Annotated in this window: 1 protein-coding gene; it reads right to left on the reverse strand. The window is 71.5% G+C overall.

Going from position 1 to position 2,125, the window contains the following annotated elements; all coding sequences use genetic code 11:
• Nucleotides 1–2,125: amino acid adenylation domain-containing protein (locus tag IE142_RS34570; protein ID WP_191889384.1), on the reverse strand; the 2,125-nt coding region annotated here is incomplete at both ends.

The following is a 2,125-nucleotide window of genomic DNA, read 5'->3' on the forward strand; positions in this document are numbered from 1 at the left end:
GGAGGCGAAGGTCCGCAGCAACCGCGGATTGCGCAGGTCACCCAGGAACAGGGCGCCACCGGGGGTGAGGGCGCGGAGCGCGCGGTGGACGACCTGTTCCAGGTAGCCGGCGTTCGGGAAGTACTGGGCCACGGAGTTGAGCACGATCGTGTCGAAGTGGCCCTGCGGAAGGTCGCCGAAGTCGTGGGCGGGCTGGGTGCGGAGGTGGACCCGCGTGGCCAGGACGGGGTCGGCGTCGACGTGCCGCCGGAGCTCGTCGATGACGGTGCGGGAGAAGTCGGTGCCCCAGTACTCCTCGCACTCGGGCGCCAGCCGGGCCAGGAGCAGGCCGGTGCCGACGCCGATCTCCAGGACGCGGCGCGGCCGTAGGGATCGGATGCGGTCGACGGTCGTGTCACGCCATTCCCGCATTTCGGGCAACGGAATCGGCCGTCCGTCGTAACTGCTGTTCCAACTGGCGAAGTTCTCGCCGAAGGCCGTCTGCTCCGCGGCGTCGTACACGGCGTCGTACAGGTTCTGCCACTCGCCGAGCTGGTCTTGTTCCACAGCCTCGTCGTGGTCACGCGCCGAGGTGTCGGCTACGACGTAGGCGACGAGTCGGGTGTCACCGGGCTGGTCCTCGCGGACGACGACGGCTGCCTGCGCGATGTCCGTGTGGTCGGTGAGGACCTCCTCGATCTCGCCGGGTTCGATGCGGAAGCCTCGGATCTTGATCTGGTGGTCGGCGCGGCCGACGAACTCCAGCTCGCCGTCCTGGTTCCACCGCACCAGGTCTCCGGTGCGGTACATGCGAGCACCGGGCTCGGGGGCGTACGGGTCCGCCACGAACCGCTCGGCCGTCAAGCCGGGCTTGTTCAGGTAGCCGCGGGCCACACCGGATCCCGCGATGTACAGCTCCCCCACCACACCGGGCGCCACCAACTCCAGCCCCGGGCCCAGCACGTAGGTACGCGTGTTGGCGATCGGTCGCCCGATCGGCGGTGCGCCCGCGCCGCCGGCCAGGTCCGCGGCGGTCGACCAGATGGTGGTCTCGGTGGGGCCGTACAGGTTGGTCAGGTCGTCGGTGAGCGTGCGCATCGACTCGGCGAGCGGGGCGGGCAGCGCCTCGCCTCCGACCAGGATGCGCAGGCCCCGCAGCGCCTCCGGCTCGTGCGCCACCAGGAGCTGCCACAGCGAGGGGGTGCCCTGTACGACCGTGACGCCGTGCCGGGCGATCAGGTCGAGCACGGCGGAAGGTTGGGGGACGGCCTCCTTGGGGGCGAGGACGACCGTGGCGCCCGACAGGAGCGGGTGGTACAGCTCCAGCGCGGCGATGTCGAACGCCACCGTGGTGACCGCGAGCAGCCGTTCCCCCGACGCGAGCGGGGCCTTGCGCCGCATGGCTTCCAGGAAGTTCAGTAGCGGCGCGTGCGGGACGACCACGCCCTTGGGGCGACCGGTCGAGCCGGACGTGTAGATCACGTAGGCGGCGGCCTCGGGGGCCGGCGGCTCTGCGTGGCCGGTCTCGGTCGGGTCGGTGTCGGGGCAGGCGGCGAGCAGGGCGTGTACGTCCGGGGTGTCCAGCACCAGCCGTTCCGCCGAACCGCCGCTCGGCGTCCGCGAGTCCGTCGACAGCGTGGTGAGCAGCAGGGCGGGCCGTGCGTCCTCGAGTACGTAGGCGAGGCGCCCGGCCGGGTGGTCCGGGTCCAGCGGCAGGTACGCGGCGCCGCTCTTGAGCACGGCCAACAGGGCGACCATCAGTTCGGCCGAACGCGGCAGAGCCAGCGCGACCACCCGGTCCGGACCCGCGCCCCGGCGCAGCAGGACGTGCGCTAGGCGGTTGGCGCGGCGGTCCAGTTCCGCGTAGGTCAGGGAGGCGTCCCCGGCGATCACGGCCACGGCGTCAGGGGTGGCGGCGGCCTGCTCGGTGAAGCGGACCGGCAGCAGCTTCTCGCCGGTCTCGGTGTCGGTCTCCAGCCACGTGCCGAGCAGCTGCCGGTGTTCGTCGGGAGTGAGGATGTCGATGTGGTTGAGGGGCTGGTCGGGATGGGTGGTGGCGACGTCGAGGAAGTGCAGCCAACGCTCGAACAGGGCCTGGACGGTGGACGCGTCGTAGATGTCGCTGGAGTACTCGACGGCACCGCTG

The sequence above is a fragment of the Streptomyces mutabilis genome (assembly GCF_014649815.1).
In the GTDB taxonomy this organism is placed as follows: Bacteria; Actinomycetota; Actinomycetes; order Streptomycetales; family Streptomycetaceae; genus Streptomyces; species Streptomyces mutabilis.